The organism is Geodermatophilus telluris (genome assembly GCF_900102745.1).
Taxonomy (GTDB): Bacteria; Actinomycetota; Actinomycetes; order Mycobacteriales; family Geodermatophilaceae; genus Geodermatophilus; species Geodermatophilus telluris.
Window position 1 is genome coordinate 145,061 of record NZ_FMZF01000007.1, and the last position, 19,543, is coordinate 164,603.

Sequence of the window (19,543 nt, forward strand, 5' to 3'; positions counted from 1 at the left end):
AGCGGACGCACCCGCACCGGATCTCAGGTGCCCGGCTGTCCCCGACGACGCGCACCGATCGTGCGGGCGACCAGGGCGACGGCCCACGGGCCGACGACCCACACCGGCCACGGGTAGCGGAGGTCGCCGGTGGCGACCACCGACACCAGCCAGACGGCGACGACGACCACCGCGGTGGTCGCCCAGCCGGCCCAGGCCGCGCGCAGGTCGTGACCCCAGGCGCCGTGCCACGGGCCGCCGTACACGGCGCGGGCCACGGGACGCGGCCGGTCGGCCGGGCGCGGCAGGTCGGCGGTGAGCTCGGCGAGCTCGCCGTAGGTGCGGGCGGTGTGTGCCCGGGCGGCGCGGTCCTCGTACTCGGCCAGGGTCAGCCGGCCGTCGGTGAGGCCCTGGTCCAGTCGGGTGACGGCGGCGGCGCGGTCGGCGTCGGCGGCGCGCAGGTGCGGCTCGGGCATCTCGGACTCCTCGTCGGGCGGTGTGCCCCGAGTCTCCCCAGCCCCCGCGCCGGCGACCATTGACAGACGTCACCGATCGGCCGTGCGTCCTGCACGGTCAGCCGCCGGTGGTCTCAGCCGTTGGCGGGGGTGGCCTCCTTCGCGAGGTGCTTGCCGATGACCATGCGCTGGATCTGGTTGGTGCCCTCGAAGATCTGCATGACCTTCGCCTCGCGCATGTAGCGCTCGGCGGGGTGGTCGCGGGTGTAGCCGGCGCCGCCGAGCACCTGGACGGCGTCGGTGGTGACCTTCATCGCGGCGTCGGTGGCGACCAGCTTGGCGATGCTGGCCTGCCGGGAGTAGGGCAGGCCGGCGTCCTTGCGGCGTGCCGCGACCAGGTAGGTGGCGCGGGCGGACTCCACGGCGGCGGCCATGTCGGCGAGCAGGAAGGCGACGCCCTGGTGGTCGACGATCCGCCGTCCGAAGGCCTCGCGCTCCAGCGCGTAGGCGACGGCGACGTCGAGGGCGGACTGCGCCAGGCCGACGGCGACGGCGCTGACGCCGAGCCGGCCGGAGTCGAGCGCGGACAGCGCGATGGCCAGGCCGCGGCCGGGCTCGCCGACCATCCGGCCGGCCGGGACGGCGACGTCGTCGAGGCGCATCGCGGCCGTCGTGGAGCCGGTCAGCCCCATCTTCTGCTCGGGCGGGGCGGCGCCGAAGCCGGCCAGGTCGGGGGTGAGGTGGAAGCAGGAGATCGCGCGGTCGCCGTCGTCGGGGGTGCGCAGGAAGGTCGAGTAGAAGTCGGCCTGCCCGCCGTGGGTGACCCACGCCTTCTCGCCGGAGGCCACCCAGCCCTCGCCGTCGCGGACGGCGCGGGCGCGCATCGCGGCGGGGTCGGAGCCGGCGTGCGCCTCCGACAGGCAGTAGGCGCCCAGCAGCCGGCCGCCGACCATCTCGGGCAGCCACTGCTCGCGCTGCTCGGGCGTGCCGAACCGGTCGACCGGCCCGCAGGCGAGCGTGTGCACGCTGACGCCCAGCGCGACGCTGGCCCACCGCACGGCCAGCTCCTCGATCACCTGCAGGTAGACGGCGTAGGGCTGGCCGCCGCCGCCGACGTCCTCGCCGAAGGGCAGGCCGAGCAGGCCGACCTCACCGAGCTTGGCGAACACCTCCCGCGGGAAGCGCTCCTCGCGCTCGTACTCCGCCGCGCGGGGGGCCAGCTCGGCGTCGGCCAGGTCGCGGGTGAGCGCGATCAGGTCGTGCGCCTCCTGGGTGGGCAGCTCTCGGTCGACGGCCACGGGTCCCCCTCGTCGCGGACGGATCAGCAGTACTGCAGACGGTACCGCAGTACTGTCGTGCGTCCAGGCGCATGCTGTCGGGCCGGGAGGTGCGGTGACGACGACGGACACCGGGGAGCGGCGGCTGACCGCCCGCCAGGCCCAGCTGCTCGACCAGCTCGAGGAGCTGTTCCTCGCCGAGGGCTTCGCCCGGTTCACCCTCGAGGACCTCGCCGTCCGGCTGCACTGCTCGAAGACGACGCTGTACGCGCTGGCCGACAGCAAGGAGCAGCTCGCCGTCCGCGTCGTGCGGCACTTCTTCCGGCGGGCCACCGAGGCCGTGGAGGCGCGCACGGCGGGGGAGGGTGACCCCGCGCGGCGGGTGACCGCCTACCTGGAGGCGGTGGCGCGGGCGCTGACGCCGGCGTCGCGGGCCTTCCACCGCGACCTGGAGGCGTTCCCGCCGGCCCGGGCGGTCTACGAGCACAACACCGCCGTGGCCGCGCAGCGGGTGAGCGCGCTGATCGCCGAGGGTGTGGCCGCGGGCCGGTTCCGGGAGGTGCACGCGGCGCTGGTGGCCGACACGGTGACCACGCTGATGCTGCGGATCGGCCGCGGGGACACCGCGCGGGCCACCGGCCTCGACGACGCCGCCGCCTACCGCGAGCTCGCCGCGCTGCTGCTGCACGGGATCAGCCGCTGAGCGTCGCGGTCGCCGGGGGACGCCGTCCGCCGCCTCCGTGACGATCGGGCCGGACCGGACATGTGGGGGTGTGATCGCGATGCGCGGGCAGCCGCCGCCCACGACCGGGCCCGTGGCGGCTCCGTACCGCGTCGAGGAGGCCTACCGCGAGCTGGGCACCGCCGTCCTCGGGTACGCGCTGCGGCGGGCGGCGTCGCGGGAGGACGCCCTCGACGTGGTGGCCGAGACCTTCGCGACCGCGTGGCGGCGGCGGGACGACCTGCCGGACGCCGACGACGAGGTGCGGCCGTGGCTGTTCGGCATCGCCCGGCTGTGCCTGGCCAACGCCACCCGCAGCACCCTGCGATCGGGCCGGCTGGGGGAGCGGCTCGCCGCGGCGATGGCCGGCGAGGCCGTCCCCGACCCGGCTGAGGTGCACGCCGGCCGCGCAGACCGGCAGCGGGTGCGGGCGGCCCTCGAGGAGCTGTCCGCCGAGGACCGCGAGCTCGTGACGCTGGTGGCCTGGGAGGGCCCCACCCCGGCGCAGGCGGCCACCGCCCTGGGCGTCGCGCCGGGCACCGCGCGGGTCCGGCTGCACCGGGCGCGCACCCGGCTGCGCGCCGTCCTCTCGTCCACCGAGGAGGCCGACCGTGCTCTCTGAGCAGGACCTGGACGCGCTGCTCGCCGGTGCCGCCACCCCGTCGGACGCCGACCTGCCCCCGCTGCCCGAGGAGTTCCTCGACCTGGTGACGGCCGACGTCGGGCTGTCGCTCGTCGCGGACGAGCCGGCGTCGGTCGTCGCGGCACGGCAGCTCGTCGCCGACGCCCGTGCGGACGTGCGCCGGGGACGGCGCCGGCCCGGTCGGCGGGCGGTCGTCCGCGTCACGACGGCGTTGGTGGCGGTCGCGGCCGCCGCGACGACGGCCGTCCTGGTGGGCTCGCCGGACACCCCGGCCGGGTCCACGGCGACGCCGACCGCCACGGCGCCGGTGACTCCGGGCGGGCTGTCCGGCCGGATCGCGCTGGTGGCGGCCGAGGAGGTCACCTTCCCGGTGACCCTCGCCGAGGTGCCCGAGGGCCTGACCCCCTCCTACAGCCGCCGCGGCGGGATCCCCCGGTACGGCAGCACACCACCGTTCTACGTCGCCGACTACGCGCCCGCCGACCCCGGTGCGGTCGACCCCGGCCGGGTGCTGCTGGGCCTCTTCCCCGAGGACCCGCGGTCGTCCGGGGAGTATGGGTTCTCGCCGGAGGGCGAGCCGACCGGGACGGCGACGGTCGACGGCGCCGAGGCCGCGGTGTGGCGCGAGCGGGACGCGGTCAGCCTGCTGTGGCAGCGGCCGGACGGACGGTGGGTGTGGCTCCTGGGTGAGGGGCCGCAGGCCGACACCGCGTCGCTGGTGCGGGTGGCCGGGTCGATCGTCGACCGGCCGCAGCCGGTGGGCCTGCAGTTCGGGCTGGCGCCGGCGGGGTGGTCGGTGGGCGGCTACGAGGAGAGCCGCAGCCTCGACCTGGTCAGCGACGCCGATCCCGCCCTGCTGCTGCGGGTCAGCGTGGTGGGCGCCGAGTACCCCGGTACGCCGGAGGAGCTGCTCGAGGGGATCCCCGTGGCCGGCCCGCCGGAGTCCGTGACGGTCCAGGGCCGGCCGGGCCTGCTGGCCGCCGTCGAGGACGACGCGGGCGGCCCCGGCTCCTGGACCCTCGTCGGCCGGCTCCCGGACGGGCGCCTCTTCCTCCTGCTGGCGCCGCGGCAGCTGACCCGGGACCAGGTGCTGCAGATCGGTGACCAGGTGACCGCGAGCTCCTGACCGCGAGCCCCTGACCGCGGGCGCCTGACCCCGCGCTCCTGATCCCGCGCACGCGGGCACGGCCGTCCGCTGGTCGGCGGCGGCCGTGCCCGGTCCCGTTCAGGTGGTCAGGCGGCGGGTTGCAGGAGGGGTGACGGGACGCCGATCTCGGTGCCGTCGGGTCGCCAGGTCCGCCAGTGTCCTTCCGGTTGTCGCTCGACGCGGAAGCCGTGGTGGACCTTGGTGTGGTGCCGCTCGCACAGCAGCGCCGAGTTCTGCAGGTTGGTCTCACCGCCGTCGAGCCAGTGCACCAGAGAAAGGACCCCTCCGCCCCCCACCACTCGCAAGCTCGCGGTGGGCCCCTGCGGAGGGGCCACACCGGTTGGCCAGGCGGTGTTCGCGGCCGAGGTCGACCGGCGCGCCGTCGGGGCCGAAGACCACGCGGGAGACGGTGCTGTCGCAGGCCAGCCAGCGGGCGCGGGCGGCGGAGATCACCGCGCCGAACCCCATCCGCGCGGCCTCCGGGCCGGTGGCAGTGCCGGCGAGGTCGTCGAGGTCGATGACCACGGCCAGGTGCGGCTTCACCGTCCGCAGCACCGGCAGCGAACCGGCGGCCAGCGTGGTGTCGCACAGCTGCACCAGCGCATCCCCCAGCCGCTGCGCCCGGCTGCGCTCGTCCCCGGCAGGCCGGTCGGCCTGCACGAACGACTCCAGTGCCGCCTGCAGCTTCTCCCCACCCACCGCGTCGAGCTCGAAGCGGCCGCTCAGGCTGCCGTCGGCGTGCTTGGCCAGGCTCAACCGCCGCCCCTCGGTCGGATCGGGCTCCGGGCCGTCGGGATCGAGCCGGGCCAGGTAGTGCCGCACCGCGTGCACGAAGTCGGTGTGCGGCTGCTGAACGGCCAGGCCAGTGAGCACCGCGTCGACCTCGCCGAGCGCCACGCCCTGCTCGGCGGCGGCCTGCAGGCGCTCCGGCGTCAGCGCGGTCGCTGCGACCGCGACCTGCTCGGCCGACACGAGCCCGGCGTCGTGCGCCTCGGCCAGCGCCGGCAGGTGCGCCAGCACCCGCCCGTTGCCCACGATGCGGGCGGCCGCGGCGGCCGAGAGCCGGCAGTGCCCGGCCAGCCACGAGCGCATCGACTTCAGCCCGTCGCGCTCGGCCGCCTGGGCCAGCTCCGCGTCCCGCACCCGGCGGGCCAGGGCGGCGTCGATCCGGTTGCGCTCGGCGACCAGCGCGGCGACGTCCTCCAGCACGTCACCGGTCGACCAGTCACCCGAACACATGTACGAAGTCTAGCTGAACGAGCGACCTGTCGCATTACGTATCCGCAGGTCAGACGCCTGTCCACAGATGTCGCAAGCACCTTGACAGGGGTGGCGAGCCGCCGCGCCGGTGGGCAGGGCGGCCGGCGGCACATCAGTCGGGTTCCCCGCATCGGGCCCACCGGTGCGGCGGTCTTCCTGCGCGAGGTGCAGGCGCGTGCCCGTGGACCCGGCCGTACCCCGACGACCCGGTCCTCGACGGTGCCCCGCCGCGCCCACCGCGTCGGCCTGCCGTGCGACGGCGCGGACCCGCTGGGCTGTGGCGGCCTGCGTGTGGTGGGCTGCCGGGCATGAGCGTCCCGCCGATGACCGCCTGGCCGCCCACCGAGCCGACCGGGGTCGAGCTGGTCAGCGGGGACGCCCGGCTCGCCGTCGACCTGCGCGGCGGCGGCCTCCGGGCGCTGACCGTCGGGGAGTGGGAGGTCCTCGACGGCTACCCGGCGGGCAGCGTCCCGGCCGGGCGGCGCGGCGGCGTGCTGCTGCCGTGGCCCAACCGGCTGCGCGACGGGCGGTGGACGTGGGAGGGCCGGCAGCTCCAGCTCGACACCGCCGGACCGGACAAGCCCGCCGCGCACGGGCTCGTCACCTGGCAGCAGTGGTCGGTGCTGGCCCGCCACTCCGACGCGCTCACCGTGGGCACCGTCGTCGAGGCCCGCCCGGGCTACCCGTTCCGCCTGGCCGCCGCCGTCGACACGCACCTGACCCCCGACCGGCTCACCGTGACCGTGCGGGTCCGCAACGCCGGCGACCGGCCGGCGCCCCTCGGCGCCGGCATGCACCCCTACCTGTCGGTCGGCGCCACCCGGGACGGCGGCATCGGGGACGCCGAGCTGACCGTCCCCGCCCGCACCGCCCTCGACCTCGACGGCGGCCTGCCCACCGGCGGCCGCCGGCCCTTCGACGGCGCCGTCGGCCGGATCGGTGACCGCGCGCTGGACGACGCCGTCACCGACCTCGTCCGCGACGGCGACGGCTGGGCCCGCGTCTCCCTGCGCGGGCCCGTCGGGGCGCTCGAGCTCGCCGTCGACGGTGCCTGGCCGTGGCTGCAGGTCTACAGCGGCGACACCCTCCCCGAGGGCCAGCGCCGCCGCAGCCTCGCCGTCGAGCCGATGACGTGCCCGCCCAACGCGCTCGCCGACGGCGTCGACCTCGTGGTCCTCGACCCCGGGGAGAGCTGGTCGGGCACCTGGACCCTCACCTGGACGGCGGCCTGACGTGCGCGTGCTGGAGCTGTGGCGCTACCCGGTCAAGTCGCTGCAGGGCGAGCGGCTCGACGCCGTCGACGTCGGCCCGCAGGGGCTGGCCGGCGACCGGCAGTGGGCGCTGTTCGACCGCTCGACCGGCTACGGCCTGACCGCGCGCCGCGTCCCCGACCTGCTGTTCGCCGCCGCCCGGCTGACCGCCGACGGCGGCGTGGAGGTGGTGCTGCCCGACGGCACGGTGACCACCGACGACGGCGTCCTGTCCGACTGGCTCGGCCGGTCGGTCACGCTGCGCGCCGCGGAGGCCGACCACGGACCGCGGCACTACGAGGTCCCCGACGACGACGAGGACGTCTGGGACGCCTTCGAGGGCGCGTCTGGCGCCTTCCACGACAGCTCCCGCACCCGCGTCTCGCTGGTCTCCACCGGCACCCTCGGCACGTGGGACCGGCGCCGGTTCCGCTCGAACGTGCTGCTCGACGGCGCCGGCGAGGACGGCCTCCTGGGCAGCACGGTGCGGCTGGGCACCGCCGTGCTCGACGTGCTCAAGCCGGTCAGCCGCTGCGTCATGGTCACCCGCCCGCAGCCCGGCGGGATCGGCCGCGACACCACCGTCCTCAAGACGATCCACCGCGAGCGGGCCAGCACCCTCGCCGTCGGCGCGCTCGTCCCGGTGCCCGGCCGGGTGGCGGTGGGCGACGAGCTCGTGCCGGCCTGAGGATGGACGCCGTGCGCACCGTCGAGCTCCGTCCCGGTGAGGACTCCATCCGCCTCGGCCAGCTGCTCAAGCTGGTCGACGCCGTCCCCACCGGCGCCCAGGTGAAGGACGTGCTGGTCACCGGCGCGGTGCGGGTCAACGGCGAGCCCGAGGACCGCCGCGGCCGGCAGGTCCGCCGCGGCGACGTCGTCTCGATCGCCGGTGCCGGGGACGTGCGCGTCGCGTGAGTTCCACGTGGAACGAGACGGCGCCGTGGGCCGGCCGGCGCAGCGGCGTCTGGGACCCCGTCCTCCCGCGCTGGCCGGACGACGCCCCGCCGGGCCCCGACTTCGCCGTCATCCGTGCCGAGTTCGACGTCCCCGAGGACTTCCCGCCCGAGGTGCTCGCCGAGGCCGCGCGCCCACCGGTGCTGCCCGACGAGGACGCCACCGCCGTCGAGCTGGTGACCGTCGACCCGCCGGGCAGCCGCGACCTCGACCAGGCCGTGCACCTGCAGCGGGACGGCGCCGGCTGGCTGGTCCGCTACGCCATCGCCGACGTCGGTGCGGTGGTCCGCCCGGGCAGCGCGCTCGACGCCGAGGCCCACCGCCGCGGCCAGACCCTCTACAGCCCCGACGGGCGCACCCCGCTGCACCCGCCGGGCCTCAGCGAGGGTGCCGCCAGCCTGCTGGCCGGCCAGGAGCGGGCGGCGGCGCTGTGGACCGTCCGGCTCGACGGCGACGGCGCGGTGCGCTCGGTCGACCTGCGCCGCGCCCGCGTCCGCAGCCGCGCGCAGCTGGCCTACCCCGAGGTGCAGGCCGCCGCCGACGCCGGCACCCTCCCGGAGCCGATCGCGCTGCTGCCCGAGCTCGGGCGGTTGCTCGAGGAGGCCGCCGTCGCCCGCGGCGCCGTCGAGCTGGGCACGCCCGAGCAGCAGGTGGTGCGCACCGACGCCGGCGGCTGGACGCTGGTGAGCCGCAGCGACCTGCCGGTCGAGCGGTGGAACGCCGAGATCTCGCTGCTCACCGGCCGGGTCGCGGCGGACCTCATGCTCGGCGCCGGGGTCGGCCTCCTGCGCACCCTGCCGCCCGCGCGGGCGGAGGACGTGGACCGGCTGCGCCGGCTGGCACCCGCGCTCGGCGTCGCGTGGCCGGACGGTGCCGGTCCGGGTCGGGTGCTGGCCGCCCTCGACGGCGTCGACCCGCGGCACGCGGCCTTCCGCGAGGAGGCGGCGACCCTGCTGCGCGGCGCCGCCTACACCGCGTTCGACGGCGCCCCGCCGGAGCAGACCGGGCACGCCGGCGTCGGCGCGCCGTACGCGCACGTCACCGCGCCGCTGCGCCGGCTGGCCGACCGGTTCGCCACCGAGGTCTGCCTGGCGGTGGCCGCCGGCCGCGAGCCCGACCCCGCCGTCCGCGCCGCGCTGCCGGCGCTGCCGGCGACGATGGCCGCCTCCGACCGGCGCACCCGGGCGGTCGAGCGGGCCGCCGTCGACGCCACGGAGGCCTGGCTGCTCGCCGGCCGCACGGGGGAGGAGTTCGCCGCGGTGGTGGTGGACGTGGAGGACGACCGGGGCACCGTCGTGCTCGCCGAGCCGGCCATCCGCGCCCGCTGCAGCGGGGCCGGCCTGGTGCCCGGCTCGCGGGTGCGGGTGCGGCTGGTCGAGGCCGACGTCGCCCGGCGGTCGGTGCGGTTCACGGTGGTGGGGGACTGATGCGCGAGCCGTACCTGGCCGGGAGGCTGCAGGGCTTCGGGACGACGGTGTTCGCCGAGATGAGCGCGCTCGCGGTGGCCACCGGGTCGATCAACCTGGGGCAGGGCTTCCCCGACACCCCGGGCCCGGCCGAGGTGCTCGACGTCGCCCGGGCCGCGATCGGCACCCCCGCCGACCAGTACCCGCCCGGTCCGGGGACGCCGGAGCTGCGGGCCGCCGTCGCCGCGCACCTCGAGCGCTTCCGCGGCCTGCGCTACGACCCCGACACCGAGGTGCTGGTGACCGCCGGCGCCACCGAGGCGCTCACCGCCGCGCTGCTGGCGCTGGTCGAGCCCGGCGACGAGGTCGTGCTGCTCGAGCCGATGTACGACAGCTACGCCGCCGCGGTCGCGATGGCCGGCGGCGTCGTCCGGCCGGTGCCGCTGACCCCTCCGCCGCCCGGCACCGGCGACGGCCACTGGACGTTCGACCCGGCCGACCTGCGCGCCGCGGTCACCCCGCGCGCCCGGCTGCTGCTGCTCAACTCACCGCACAACCCCACCGGCACCGTGCTCGACCGCGCCGAGCTGGCCGAGGTCGCCGAGGTGGCGCTGGAGGCGGGGCTGCTGGTGCTCACCGACGAGGTCTACGAGCACCTGGTCTTCGGCGGCGCCGAGCACGTCTCGGCGGCCACGCTGCCGGGCATGCGGGAGCGGACGCTGGTCGTGGGCAGCGGCGGCAAGACGTTCAACACGACCGGCTGGAAGATCGGGTGGATCTGCGGCCCGGCGCCGCTGGTGGCCGCCGTCCGCACCGCCAAGCAGTTCCTCACCTACGTCAACGGCGGGCCGTTCCAGCCGGCGATCGCCGCGGGGCTCGCGCTGCCCGACGCGTTCTTCGCCGGCATCGCGGCCGACCTCGAGCGCCGGCGGGACGTGCTGGTGGCCGGCCTGCGGGAGGCCGAGCTGCCGACGGTCAGCCCGCAGGCGACCTACTTCGCCACCGTGGACGTCTCGGGCGTGCGGCCCGACGGCGACGGGCTGGCGTTCTGCCGCGAGCTGCCCGAGCGCGCCGGGGTGGTCGCCGTCCCCTCGGGCGTCTTCTACACGCGCGAGCACGCCGACCTCGGCCGCTCGCTGGTGCGCTTCGCGTTCTGCAAGCGCGACGAGGTGCTCGCCGAGGCGGTTGCCCGGCTGGGGAGGATGCGCACGTGAGGTCTGGATCGGGAGGTCGGTCGTGAGGTTCGGTGTGGTGCAGCACGACATCGTCTGGGAGGACCGCGAGGCCAACTACGCCCGGCTGGCGCCGCAGGTGGCCCGCGCGGCCGCGGCCGGGGCGGAGTTCGTGCTGCTCAGCGAGACGTTCTCCACCGGCTTCTCGATGACGCCGGGCATCGGCGAGCCGCAGGACGGCCCGTCGGCGGGCTTCCTGTGCGAGCAGGCCGCCGCGCACGGCGTGTGGGTGGCCGGCAGCTGCCCGGAGGTCGCCCCGGGCGAGCAGCTGCCGTACAACTCCCTGGTGCTGGCCGGCCCGGACGGCACGGTGCACCGCTACCGCAAGCTGCACCCGTTCACCCACGGCGGCGAGGCGGAGCGCTACCTGGCCGGCGACGCCCCGGTGAGCGTGACCGTCGGGGGCCTGCGGGTCACCCCGTTCGTCTGCTACGACCTGCGCTTCGCCGACGTGTTCTGGACCGCGGCCCCGACCACCGACGTCTACCTCGTGACGGCGAACTGGCCGGCCGCCCGCCGCCACCACTGGACGACGCTGCTGCGGGCGCGCGCCATCGAGAACCAGGCCTACGTGGTCGCCGGCAACCGCGTCGGCACCGGCGGCGACGGCATCGAGCACGCCGGCGACAGCCAGGTGGTCAGCCCGATGGGCGAGGTCCTGGCCAGCGCCGCGGGCGGCGAGACCCTGGTGCTCGCCGACGTCGACGCCGCCGAGGTCACCGCCACCCGCGAGCGCTTCGCCTTCCTGGCCGACCGCCGCAGCTAGGGGGTCAGTGCGGCGGCGCCGGCGTCTGGTCGACGGCGATCTGCTCGCGCTGCACCTGCTCGGTGACCCGCTCCTGACCCTCGACCAGCTCGGTGCGCAGCCGCACCCGCTCGACCGGCACCACCTCGACGCCCACGACCGGGCGCTCGGCGTGCAGCACGATCTCCTCGGGCAGGCCGGCACCGGTCCCCGCGCCGAGCGGACTGCCGGCGGTGGGGGCGCCGGTGCCGGTGGGGGCGCCGGTGCCGGCGGGGGCCAGGGACTCCCCGGGCACGTCGGGGGCGTCGAGGGGCACGTGCTCGACCCGGATCTCCTCGCGGCGGATCGGCACGGTCACCTGCACGTGCTCGGTGACCACGTACTTGACCAGCCGGACGCGGGTGGCGGCCACCTGCTCGGTGCCCACCCGCAGCCGCTCCTCGCTGCGCACCATCGACCCGTCGGGTGCCTGCCGGGGCGGCTCGGCCGCGGTCGGGGCAGGGGTCGGGGCGGCGGGCTGCGGTGCGGTCTGCGGCGGGACGGCGGCGGGAGCACCGCCGGCGGCGCCCACCGGGGCCACCCGCTGCGTCGGCGCGGCGGGCGCGGTGGCCCCCGCGTCCGGTGCCTCGCTCCCCGGCGGGACCGGGCGGTCGGCGGCGGGCGACCAGGCGCCGGTGGCCGGGGCGGCCGCCGCGTCGGGGCCGGGCGCGCCCGGGCCGGGGTCCTGCGGGCCGGGTGCGGCCAGGCCCGGGCTGCCCAGGCCGTAGTGCTGCCGGAGCTGGTCCTCCTCCTCGGGGCCGAGGTGGTCCCCGCGCAGGTGCGGCGCGGAGCGGACCGCCTCCTTGCCCACCGGCACGCTGAGCACGCCGTCGGTGAAGGTGGCCTGCGTCGCGGGCACGATCGAGTGGCGGGTGCCGAACAGGCCGGTGGCCACGGCCACCCACGTGGGCGCGCCGGTGCGGTCGTCGACGAAGAAGCTCTCGACGGTGCCGATCTTCTCGCCGTCCGGACCCTGCGCGGTGCTGCCGATGGCCGCGGACAGGTCTCGCTCGCTCAACACGGTGCTCGCCTCCTCGGAACGCCGGCTCTGGCGTCGCTCGCGCGGGACAGTGCCCGCTCTGACGTGCCCCGACACCCGTCGCGCCCCTACGGTCGATCACGGGACTGCGGTCGGAGGAGGACGTCGTGACCAGCGGACAGCTCGAGGTGGAGCGCAAGTTCGAGATGGGGCCGGACGCCGTCCTGCCCGACGTGACGGGCGTCGGCGGGATCGCCGCGGTGGGCGACGTCGTCACCCACGACCTCGACGCCACCTACTGGGACACCCCCGACCTCCGGCTGGCCCGCGCGCGGGTCACGCTGCGGCGCCGCACCGGCGGCACCGACGCCGGCTGGCACCTCAAGCTGCCCACCGCGGTGGCGGGCTCGCGCCGCGAGCTGCACGCCCCGCTGGGGGTCCGGCGCACCCAGGTGCCGCGGGCGGTGACCGAGCCGGTCACCGCCGTGCTGCGGGGGGTCCGGCCGGTGCCGGTCGCCACCCTGCAGACCACCCGGCAGGTCACGCCGCTGCTCGACGACGGCGGCCGGGTGCTCGCCGAGGTCGCCGCGGACACCGTCACCGGCACCGCCCTGGCCGCCGAGGAGGGCGCGGCCGCGACCACGACCACCTGGCGGGAGGTCGAGGTGGAGCTGGTCGAGGGCGACGAGGCGCTGCTCGACGCCGTGACCGCCGCGCTTGCCGACGCGGGCATCCGTCCCTCGGCCGTCCCCTCGAAGCTCTCCCGCGTCCTGGCCGACCGGCTCGCCGCCCTGGCGCCCGCCCCGCCGCGTCCGCCCGCCGCCGTCGCGGAGGACGGCGGGAGGAAGAAGAAGGGCGGCAAGGGGAGGAAGCGCGACCGGGGCGGGCCGACGGCGGCCGAGGTCGTGCTCGCCGCCGTGCGCGCGCAGGCCCGGGCGCTGCAGACGGCCGACATCGGCGTGCGCACCGGCGACCCCGAGGGCGTCCACGACCTGCGCGTGGCCTGCCGCCGGCTGCGCAGCGTCCTGGCCGCCTTCCGGCCGGTCCTCGACCGCACCGCCACCGACCCGGTGCGCGACGAGCTGCAGTGGATCGGCGGGCAGCTCTCCGGCGCCCGGGACGGCGAGGTGGCCCTCGAGCACCTCAGGTCCGTCGTCGAGGCCCAGCCGGTCGAGCTGGTCCGCGGCCCGGTGTCCGCGCGGCTGCGGTCCACCGAGGTCGCCGACGTGGAGCGCGGCCGCAAGGCCGCCGTCCGGGCGCTGTCGGACCGCCGGCACCTGGCGCTGCTGGACTCCCTCGACGCGCTGCTCGCCGACCCGCCGCTGCTCGCCGCCGCCGGCGAGCCCGCGCACGCCGTCCTCGCCGACGCGGTCCGGCGCACCGGGAAGCGGTTGCGGTCCCGCGTCGAGGAGGCCCGCGGGCGCGAGGCGGCCGACCCCGGGGCGCACCTCGACGAGACCGAGCACGCCCTGCACGAGGTGCGCAAGGCCGCCAAGCGGGTCCGCTACACCGCCGAGGTCGCCGCGACGGTGCTGGGCGCGCCCGCCGAGGCGCTGGTCGCCTGCACGAAGCAGGTGCAGGACGTGCTCGGCGAGGCGCAGGACACCGTCGTCACCCGGCAGTGGTGCCTGCGGCTGGCCACCGCGGCCGTCGGCGCGGGGGAGGACACCTTCACCTACGGCCGGCTGCACGGCCTGGAGGAGGCCCGCGCCGAGCACGCCGACCAGGCGTTCTGGGCGCTGGAGCCGGGCCTGCGCGCCGCCGTCCGGGCCGCCGCCCGCGCGTAACCTGGGGGTGCCCCGCCTCCGACGGCCTCCTCGCAGGGGCCCACCGCGAGCCTGCGAGTGGTGGGGGGCGAGGAGGTCCTTCCACTGTCCCTGATCGCGCTCCTGGGGTTCGGCACGGTCGTCCTGGCGGCGCTGCTCGTCCTGCACGGCTACCTGTGGTGGCGGCTGGTCCGCGGCACCACCCGCCCGGGACGGCTGCGCCGCCGGCTCACCTGGCTCACCGTCCTGCTCGCGCTGCTGCCCGCCGCCGCCGTGCTCACCCGCCGCGACCTGTCGCTGTCGGCGCAGGCGCCGCTGGCCTGGGTCGGCTTCAGCTGGCTCGGCGTCGCCTTCTACGCCTTCCTCGCGCTGCTGGCCCTCGAGCCGGTGCGCCTGCTGCTGCGCGTCCTCGACCGCCGGCGCGCGCCCGCCCGCGAGCCCGTGCCCGTCGGCGGCCCCGCGCCCGAGCCGGCCCCCGCGGAGCTCTCCTCCGAGCCGGCGGACCCCTCCCGGCGGCTGTTCATCGCCCGGTCCCTCGCGGTCACGGCCGGGGTGACGGCCCTGGCCACCGCCGGCACCGGCGCCTACCTCGCCAACTCCGCGCCCGTCGTCCGGCGGGTGCCGGTCACCCTGCCGCGGCTGGACCCGGCCCTCGACGGCCTGCGGATCGTCACCTTCTCCGACGGCCACCTGTCGGCCACCTACGGCGGACGGCGCTTCGAGCGGCTGGTCGAGGTGGTCAACGCCCAGCGTCCCGACGTGGTGGCGATCGTCGGCGACCTGGTCGACGGCGAGGTCGACGAGCTGCGCGGGGAGGTCGCCCCGCTGGCCGACCTGGTCAGCGAGCAGGGCGTCTACTTCGTCACCGGCAACCACGAGTACTTCGTCGACACCCGGGCGTGGCTGCGCCACCTGCCCACGCTGGGCGTGGAGGTGCTGCGCAACGAGCGGGTGCCGGTGACCCGTGACGGGGCGTCGTTCGACCTGGCCGGCATCGACGACCGGACGGCGGCTCGCTCCGGCGTCCCCGGGCACGGCGCCGACCTCGACGCGGCGCTCGACGGCCGCGACGACGCCACCCCGGTGGTGCTGCTGGCGCACCAGCCGGTGCAGGTGGAGCAGGCGGGTGCCGCCGGCGTGGACCTGCAGCTGTCCGGACACACGCACGGCGGTCAGCTGTGGCCCTTCGACTACGCGATCCGGCTCGACCAGCCCGCCGTGGAGGGGCTGTCTCGGCACGGCGACACCCAGCTCTACGTGACGGCGGGCGCGGGGTACTGGGGGCCGCCGATGCGGGTCGGTGCCCGCCCGGAGGTCACCGTGGTCGAGCTGCGCGCCTCGACCGGGTGAACACGAGAGACGTCTCATACGACATGACGTCCGCAGACGTCTACCGGCGCCTAGGGTGGGGGGCGTGACGGCGGCGACGGCGGGACCGAAGTACCTCTCGGTCCGGGAGCACCTCCGGCGCCGGGTCGCGGCGATGCCGGAGGGTGCGCTGCTGCCGCCGGAGCCGTTGCTGTGCACCGAGTACGGCGTGAGCCGGATCACCCTGCGCCGCGCCGTCGACGGCCTGGTCGCCGACGGCCACCTCGTGCGCGAGCAGGGGCGCGGCACCTACGTCACCCGCCCGGCGATCCGGCACGAGTACCGCGAGAGCTTCGTGCACCGCATCGCCGGGTGGAGCTCGGTCATGGCCGAGCAGGGCGCCCAGGTGGGGACGACGGTGCTGCAGCAGCGCGTCGTCCCGGCGTCGGCGGCGGTGGCCGCCGAGCTGGCCCTCGAGGTGGCCACCGACGTCGTCGAGCTCGAGCGGCTGCGCAGCGTGGACGGCGCGCCCAACCACGTCGCGCACAGCTTCCTGCCCGCCGCGCGCTACCCGATGGCGGCCGAGGAGGACTTCACCGAGGGCTCGCTCTACGACTTCCTCCGCCGCGAGTACGGCGCCGACCTCGCCCACGCGCGGATCGTCGTCGACGTCGGCACCGCCGCCCCGGACGAGGCCGACCTGCTGCGCGTCGCCGCCGGGTCGCCGCTGCTGGTCGTGCGCACCACCGTCCGCGACAGCGCGGGGCACCCGCTGGTGCACAGCTTCTCCCGGCTGCGCCCCGACGTGAGCCAGGTCGAGTTCGAGGTCTCGGTCACCGGCCGCTGAGCGCGGCCAGCCGGGGCTCGAGGTCGAGCACCATCCGCACGAAGTCCGCGCGCCGCGCCGCGTACGCCAGCAGCTCGTCGGTCGCCGGCTCGAACAGCACGTGCAGCGGCATCCCGGTGCACGGGTAGCGCAGCAGCGCAGCCAGCAGCACGCCGGTCTCCACCTCCTCGGCGGACACCGTCACGCCCTCGGTGGCCAGCCCCCGCACGTACGCCGCGACGGCGGGCCCGAGCAGGCCCGGCACCTCCCCGGCGGGGGCGGCGCCGCACTCCCCGCGGCCGAACAGCAGCGGCACGAGGTCGTACCCGGCCGGCGCGGGCCCGGCCATCGCCCAGTCGACCAGCACGAACGTGTCCGGTGCCGCGGCCGGCCGCAGCAGGTTCATCGGGGTCGCGTCGCCGTGGCTGGGCAGCACCGGCAGCGGCGCCAGGCGGGCGTGCAGGTCGCCGACGCGGCGGGCCAGCGCGCAGACCTCCGCCCGCAGGGCCACGACCTCGGGGACCCGCATCACCGGCGCGGCCCAGGTGGCGTCGTCGAGCAGCCAGGGAACCGCCCAGCTGCCCAGCTGGTCGTCCCGGTAGCCGGTGAGGAAGTCACCGGAGGGCAGGGCCGGCCACGGCCGTCCCCGGCGGCGGGCGGCGAGGCGGCCGAGGGCCTCCGCGGCGCGCACGGTGTCGTCGCCCGTCCACGGGGTCCCGACGGGCTCGGCGTCCTCCAGCCACAGGGTGAGCCGGTCGCCGGGCTGCTCGTGCACCGCGACCACGTCCGGCGGGCGCAGGCCCGGCACCGCGCAGCCGGCGACGTCGGCGGCGAGGACGTCGGCCTCCAGCCGCCAGGGGATGACGGCGTCGAGGCGGCGGCGCTCGGGCTCGGGGATCTGCGCGGGGAGGCCGTACCGCGCGGCCTGCAGCTCCTTGGCCACCAGGCGCAGCACCACCGGCGCGCCGGACCCGGTCCGGGCGTCGACGGCGACGCGGGTGAGCGCGCGGGTGGACGGCGCGCTGATGTCGTGGGGGAGCGGCCGGCAGGTGACGGCGTCGACGACGAGGTCCGGGTCGCCCGCCCGGCGGCGCAGGCCGGGCAGCAGCTCGGCGACGGCGGTGCCGCCCGGGAGGCCGGTCACCGGGGACGCCGGGGGGCGGGGGGAGGTCGTCATCGCGGGCTCCGTGGGAGGATGGTCAAGCCGCTTGTCTACCTGGGGAGATGGTGGGCCACCGTGTCCGAGCCCGTCAACGGGGAACCGCTCGTCGTCGTGCTGCTCGAGCAGGCGATGCACCGCATCCGGGCCGAGCTGTACGCGCTGAGCGACGCCTCGTTCCCCGGGCTGCGGGTGCGGCACTACCGGTTGCTCTCCTTCCTGCCGCCCGAGGGCGAGCGGCTGACCCGGCTGACCGCGGCCAGCGGGCTGACCAAGCAGGCGCTCGCGCAGGCGCTGGCCCCGCTGGAGGCCGGGGCCTACGTCGAGGTCGTCCCCGACCCCACCGACCGGCGGGCCCGGCTGGTCCGGCTGACCGGCCGCGGCCGGGAGGCGACCGCCGCGGTCCGCCGCCGGCTGGCGGCCGTGGAGCGGGAGTGGGCCGCCCGGGTGGGGGAGGAGCGCTACGCGGTGGCCCGGGCCGTGCTCGCCGACCTCGCCCCGGGGCCGGTTACGGTCGGGGAGTGACCACGGCCAGCGGCAGTCGGGAGGTGGCCGCCCCGCGCGGCCGCGTGTGGCGGGCCCTGGCCGTGCTCGAGCCCTACTGCGCGGTGTGCGACGTCTCCTACGTCGTCGACGGCGCGGCCGCGGGCCCGGGCACCCGCTTCGTCTGCGTGCCCGGCCGGCTCGGCGAGGACGAGCAGCCCCGCGCCGGCGCCCCGCGCGGGGAGATCGTCGAGTGGGAGCCCGAGCGGGTGGTGGCCACCCGCCTGCAGCTCACGCCGGAGACCTGGACGACGCGCATCGAGCTCGCCGACGGCGCCGGGGGCGGCACGCTGGTCACCATCACGCTGACCCACGAGCCCGTGCGGGTGCGGCTGGCCGACCGGCTCTCCCGCACCGCGATGCAGCGGGTGGTGCAGCGCACCGTCGACGGCGAGCTGGACAAGCTCCCGGCGCACGTGGAGCAGGTCACCGCCGACTGACGGTGGCGCGGGACACGCGTCGCCGTCGTCCGCGGGGGTAGGGGGAGGGCCGGAGCGCCCGGTGACCGGCCGGGCGCGGCACCCCTCCTGGAGGACAGTCGTGATCGGATTCCTCGTGGCCGGCCTCGTCATCGGAGCCCTGGCCCGTCTCATCGTCCCGGGCAAGCAGCACCTGGGCATCCTCGCCACCCTGGCCCTGGGCCTGGTCGGCTCGCTCATCGGCGGGCTGATCGCCCAGTTCTTCGGCACCGGCAGCATCTGGGAGCTCAACGTGCTGGGCTTCGTGCTCGCCGTGGTCGCCGCCGTGCTGCTCATCGGCGTCGCCGAGAGCGTCGCGGGCCGCGGGAACCGCTCCGTCCGGCGCTGACGCCCGCGGGGGAGCCGGCCGGCCTCAGAGCTCGACCGACTCCCCCGGGGTCAGCCGGCCGTACGGGGTGGGCGTGCCGGGGCCGCGCTCGCCGAGCAGGCCGGCGAGCAGCCCCAGTCCCGTGTCGTTGAGCAGGCCGTCGTGGACGGCGAAGGCCTGGTCGGCGTCGACCGCCCGCACGTAGTCGATGAGCTCGGCCACCTTCGACCACGGCGCGTGCAGCGGCAGCAGCAGCGTGGGCACCGGCGTCCCCGGGACGGTGAGCGCGTCGCCCGGGTGGAACACCTGGCCCTCGACGAGGAAGCCGACGTTGCGCACCCGGGGGATGTCGGGGTGGATCTCCGCGTGCCACTCGCCGTGCACCTGCACCTCGAAACCCGCGGCGGTCAGCGTGTCGCCGTCACCGACGGCGTGCACCCGGGACCCGAGCCCCTCGAACAGCGCCGCGACGGACGGGTTCGTCCACACCTCCAGCGCCGGGTGGGCCTCCAGCGCCGCCCGCAGCTGCTCGGGCACCACGTGGTCGGGGTGCTCGTGGGTGACGAGCACCGCGCTGGCCCCGTCGAGCGCCCCGGCCTCGGTCCACGCCCCCGGGTCGACGACCAGCCGCCGGTCGCCGTCGCTGATGACCACGCAGGCGTGCCCGTGCTTCGTCAGCTCCATGAGCGCATCCTGCCGCCCGGTCCGGGTGATCGCCCCCTCACCCGTGTGGGTGGTCCGGGGGCGCGGGGCCTCCCGGGGCGCTCGGGCGCTGCCGACCCTCCCTGCATGGCCGCTCCGACCGTCCCCGCCCCCGCCCCCGCCGGCGCCCCCACGGCGTTCGCCGCCACCGCCTTCGCCGCCGCCCGCAGCCGGGCGCACGGCCCCACCGCCGCCCTGTGGCACGCCGTCGAGCTGCACCGCCCGGCCGGCGAGGTCGACGGCGCCTGCGAGCTCACCCTGTGCGGCACGCTCGCCCGCGTCAGCGTCGACGAGCCCTGGCCCACCGAGGCCCGCGACGTCTGCGTCCCCTGCGTGGTGCTGTCCCGCTCCTCCGCGCGCTGACGC

The 19,543-nt window shown here is 77.2% G+C and carries 23 protein-coding genes; 16 read left to right on the forward strand and 7 right to left on the reverse strand.

Annotated elements, in window-relative coordinates; translation table 11 throughout:
- Window positions 1-23: 23 nt before the first annotated feature.
- Window positions 24-455 (reverse strand): DUF1707 SHOCT-like domain-containing protein, encoded by a 432-nt coding sequence (locus BLQ97_RS20340; RefSeq protein ID WP_091368254.1) that lies wholly within the window; start codon window positions 453-455, stop codon window positions 24-26.
- Between the two features lie 113 nt (window positions 456-568).
- Window positions 569-1,732: an acyl-CoA dehydrogenase family protein gene (locus tag BLQ97_RS20345; RefSeq protein ID WP_091368256.1), complete on the reverse strand. Its 1,164-nt coding sequence runs from the start codon at window positions 1,730-1,732 to the stop codon at window positions 569-571.
- 94 nt (window positions 1,733-1,826) lie between these two features.
- Between BLQ97_RS20345 and BLQ97_RS20350 the strand changes: the two genes are divergently transcribed.
- The 3 genes from BLQ97_RS20350 to BLQ97_RS20360 all read left to right on the forward strand — a co-directional run bounded on the left by BLQ97_RS20350 (window position 1,827) and on the right by BLQ97_RS20360 (window position 4,201).
- The gene (locus BLQ97_RS20350; protein WP_091368258.1) at window positions 1,827-2,414 is read left to right on the forward strand and encodes a TetR/AcrR family transcriptional regulator; all 588 of its coding nucleotides are present in this window, start codon (window positions 1,827-1,829) and stop codon (window positions 2,412-2,414) included.
- Window positions 2,415-2,526: 112 nt separating this feature from the next.
- Window positions 2,527-3,054: an RNA polymerase sigma factor gene (locus BLQ97_RS20355; RefSeq protein WP_217637294.1), complete on the forward strand. Its 528-nt coding sequence runs from the start codon at window positions 2,527-2,529 to the stop codon at window positions 3,052-3,054.
- A complete protein-coding gene (locus tag BLQ97_RS20360; protein WP_091368260.1) occupies window positions 3,044-4,201 on the forward strand; it encodes a hypothetical protein in 1,158 nt (385 codons plus the stop codon). Before BLQ97_RS20355 ends, BLQ97_RS20360 begins: the two co-directional genes overlap by 11 nt.
- Window positions 4,202-4,308: 107 nt before the next feature.
- Here BLQ97_RS20360 and BLQ97_RS24060 read toward each other — a convergent pair whose 3' ends face one another.
- Both BLQ97_RS24060 and BLQ97_RS20365 read right to left on the reverse strand, forming a co-directional pair.
- Window positions 4,309-4,491, reverse strand: coding sequence for a hypothetical protein (locus BLQ97_RS24060; RefSeq protein WP_245692534.1), 183 nt, complete (start codon window positions 4,489-4,491; stop codon window positions 4,309-4,311).
- Window positions 4,469-5,461 carry a DUF222 domain-containing protein gene (locus BLQ97_RS20365; protein ID WP_245692536.1) on the reverse strand — a complete coding sequence of 331 codons (993 nt, stop codon included), beginning with the start codon at window positions 5,459-5,461 and terminating at the stop codon, window positions 4,469-4,471. Before BLQ97_RS20365 ends, BLQ97_RS24060 begins: the two co-directional genes overlap by 23 nt.
- A gap of 329 nt (window positions 5,462-5,790) precedes the next feature.
- On the opposite strand from BLQ97_RS20365, the gene BLQ97_RS20370 reads away from it, so the two are divergent.
- From BLQ97_RS20370 to BLQ97_RS20395, 6 genes are read left to right on the forward strand one after another with little or no spacing between them, the layout of a single operon-like run.
- Window positions 5,791-6,714, forward strand: coding sequence for an aldose epimerase family protein (locus BLQ97_RS20370; RefSeq protein WP_091368262.1), 924 nt, complete (start codon window positions 5,791-5,793; stop codon window positions 6,712-6,714).
- A gap of 1 nt (window position 6,715) precedes the next feature.
- Window positions 6,716-7,420 (forward strand): MOSC domain-containing protein, encoded by a 705-nt coding sequence (locus BLQ97_RS20375; protein ID WP_091368266.1) that lies wholly within the window; start codon window positions 6,716-6,718, stop codon window positions 7,418-7,420.
- Between the two features lie 2 nt (window positions 7,421-7,422).
- Window positions 7,423-7,647, forward strand: a complete 225-nt coding sequence (locus BLQ97_RS20380) for an RNA-binding S4 domain-containing protein (protein WP_091368269.1) — start codon at window positions 7,423-7,425, stop codon at window positions 7,645-7,647.
- Window positions 7,644-9,113 carry an RNB domain-containing ribonuclease gene (locus BLQ97_RS20385; protein WP_091368271.1) on the forward strand — a complete coding sequence of 490 codons (1,470 nt, stop codon included), beginning with the start codon at window positions 7,644-7,646 and terminating at the stop codon, window positions 9,111-9,113. The genes BLQ97_RS20380 and BLQ97_RS20385 overlap by 4 nt, the downstream gene beginning before the upstream one ends.
- Complete coding sequence (locus BLQ97_RS20390; RefSeq protein WP_091368275.1) at window positions 9,113-10,306, forward strand: pyridoxal phosphate-dependent aminotransferase; 1,194 nt, start codon at window positions 9,113-9,115, stop codon at window positions 10,304-10,306. The genes BLQ97_RS20385 and BLQ97_RS20390 overlap by 1 nt, the downstream gene beginning before the upstream one ends.
- Before the next feature lie 22 nt (window positions 10,307-10,328).
- Window positions 10,329-11,090 (forward strand): nitrilase-related carbon-nitrogen hydrolase, encoded by a 762-nt coding sequence (locus BLQ97_RS20395; RefSeq protein WP_091368277.1) that lies wholly within the window; start codon window positions 10,329-10,331, stop codon window positions 11,088-11,090.
- A gap of 4 nt (window positions 11,091-11,094) precedes the next feature.
- Here the strand turns inward: BLQ97_RS20395 and BLQ97_RS23110 are convergent, their stop codons facing one another.
- A complete protein-coding gene (locus BLQ97_RS23110; RefSeq protein WP_139173774.1) occupies window positions 11,095-12,129 on the reverse strand; it encodes a PRC and DUF2382 domain-containing protein in 1,035 nt (344 codons plus the stop codon).
- A gap of 125 nt (window positions 12,130-12,254) precedes the next feature.
- Here BLQ97_RS23110 and BLQ97_RS20405 point away from each other — a divergent pair, with 125 nt between their 5' ends.
- The 3 genes from BLQ97_RS20405 (at window position 12,255) to BLQ97_RS20415 (ending at window position 16,008) form a co-directional block, all read left to right on the forward strand.
- Window positions 12,255-13,874 carry a CYTH and CHAD domain-containing protein gene (locus tag BLQ97_RS20405; RefSeq protein ID WP_091368280.1) on the forward strand — a complete coding sequence of 540 codons (1,620 nt, stop codon included), beginning with the start codon at window positions 12,255-12,257 and terminating at the stop codon, window positions 13,872-13,874.
- Window positions 13,875-13,934: 60 nt separating this feature from the next.
- Window positions 13,935-15,203 carry a metallophosphoesterase gene (locus BLQ97_RS20410; RefSeq protein WP_245692538.1) on the forward strand — a complete coding sequence of 423 codons (1,269 nt, stop codon included), beginning with the start codon at window positions 13,935-13,937 and terminating at the stop codon, window positions 15,201-15,203.
- 64 nt (window positions 15,204-15,267) lie between these two features.
- On the forward strand, window positions 15,268-16,008 hold the full coding sequence (locus BLQ97_RS20415) for a GntR family transcriptional regulator (protein WP_091368283.1): 741 nt from the start codon (window positions 15,268-15,270) through the stop codon (window positions 16,006-16,008).
- On the opposite strand, the gene BLQ97_RS20420 is transcribed toward BLQ97_RS20415, so the two are convergent.
- Complete coding sequence (locus BLQ97_RS20420; protein ID WP_139173775.1) at window positions 15,995-17,164, reverse strand: phosphotransferase; 1,170 nt, start codon at window positions 17,162-17,164, stop codon at window positions 15,995-15,997. The genes BLQ97_RS20415 and BLQ97_RS20420 overlap by 14 nt on opposite strands.
- 60 nt (window positions 17,165-17,224) lie before the next feature.
- On the opposite strand from BLQ97_RS20420, the gene BLQ97_RS20425 reads away from it, so the two are divergent.
- The 3 genes from BLQ97_RS20425 to BLQ97_RS20435 all read left to right on the forward strand — a co-directional run bounded on the left by BLQ97_RS20425 (window position 17,225) and on the right by BLQ97_RS20435 (window position 18,496).
- Window positions 17,225-17,671 (forward strand): MarR family winged helix-turn-helix transcriptional regulator, encoded by a 447-nt coding sequence (locus BLQ97_RS20425; RefSeq protein WP_091368289.1) that lies wholly within the window; start codon window positions 17,225-17,227, stop codon window positions 17,669-17,671.
- Window positions 17,668-18,129 carry an SRPBCC family protein gene (locus BLQ97_RS20430; protein WP_091368292.1) on the forward strand — a complete coding sequence of 154 codons (462 nt, stop codon included), beginning with the start codon at window positions 17,668-17,670 and terminating at the stop codon, window positions 18,127-18,129. Before BLQ97_RS20425 ends, BLQ97_RS20430 begins: the two co-directional genes overlap by 4 nt.
- Window positions 18,130-18,229: 100 nt before the next feature.
- Window positions 18,230-18,496, forward strand: a complete 267-nt coding sequence (locus BLQ97_RS20435; protein ID WP_091368296.1) for a GlsB/YeaQ/YmgE family stress response membrane protein — start codon at window positions 18,230-18,232, stop codon at window positions 18,494-18,496.
- Window positions 18,497-18,520: 24 nt separating this feature from the next.
- Here BLQ97_RS20435 and BLQ97_RS20440 read toward each other — a convergent pair whose 3' ends face one another.
- Window positions 18,521-19,159: an MBL fold metallo-hydrolase gene (locus tag BLQ97_RS20440; protein WP_091368299.1), complete on the reverse strand. Its 639-nt coding sequence runs from the start codon at window positions 19,157-19,159 to the stop codon at window positions 18,521-18,523.
- Window positions 19,160-19,264: 105 nt separating this feature from the next.
- Between BLQ97_RS20440 and BLQ97_RS20445 the strand changes: the two genes are divergently transcribed.
- Window positions 19,265-19,540 carry a hypothetical protein gene (locus tag BLQ97_RS20445; protein ID WP_245692540.1) on the forward strand — a complete coding sequence of 92 codons (276 nt, stop codon included), beginning with the start codon at window positions 19,265-19,267 and terminating at the stop codon, window positions 19,538-19,540.
- The last annotated feature ends 3 nt before the right edge of the window (window positions 19,541-19,543 follow it).